Genomic DNA, 541 nt, shown 5'->3' on the forward strand with positions numbered 1-541 from the left:
AGATAGATAGATAGATAGATAGATAGATAGATAGGTCGATAGGTCGATAGGTCGATAGGTCGATGTAGTCTAGTAACAGACGTCCTGAATACAAAATGAGCGCTATGGATAATAGATAAGGATAAGGATAAGGATAAGGATAAGGATAAGTAATAATAAAGGAATTTTTATCGAATGATATAAAAAGAAGTGGTGGGCGGTATTGGGCTCGAACCAACGACCTCCTCCTTGTAAGGGAGATGCTCTACCAACTGAGCTAACCGCCCGTTTAATTATTAAATGGTGGGTCGTGGGCGACTCGAACGCCCGACCAATTGATTAAAAGTCAACTGCTCTACCGACTGAGCTAACGACCCATTTAATAATTTTACGTAAAACTTGAGGTAGTATTGTGAATGGTGGGTCGTGGGCGACTCGAACGCCCGACCAATTGATTAAAAGTCAACTGCTCTACCGACTGAGCTAACGACCCGTCACAATGTTCACTACTCTTTGTTGTATATTTAGGAATGGTGGGTCGTGGGCGACTCGAACGCCCGAC

At 43.3% G+C, this 541-nt stretch carries 3 tRNA genes and 1 pseudogene; all 4 read right to left on the reverse strand.

From position 1 onward, the window contains the following. Positions 1-217, reverse strand: a pseudogene (locus tag HMPREF3129_RS18765) (hypothetical protein); the annotation flags it as partial. Then, positions 191-266, reverse strand: a tRNA-Val gene (locus tag HMPREF3129_RS07255). The pseudogene HMPREF3129_RS18765 and the gene HMPREF3129_RS07255, both read right to left, overlap by 27 nt. A gap of 14 nt (positions 267-280) precedes the next feature. Next, positions 281-356, reverse strand: a tRNA-Lys gene (locus HMPREF3129_RS07260). Between the two features lie 40 nt (positions 357-396). Further along, positions 397-472, reverse strand: a tRNA-Lys gene (locus HMPREF3129_RS07265). Positions 473-541 lie beyond the last annotated feature (69 nt).

It is taken from the genome of Proteus sp. HMSC14B05 (genome assembly GCF_001808035.1).
GTDB classification, from domain to species: Bacteria; Pseudomonadota; Gammaproteobacteria; order Enterobacterales; family Enterobacteriaceae; genus Proteus; species Proteus mirabilis.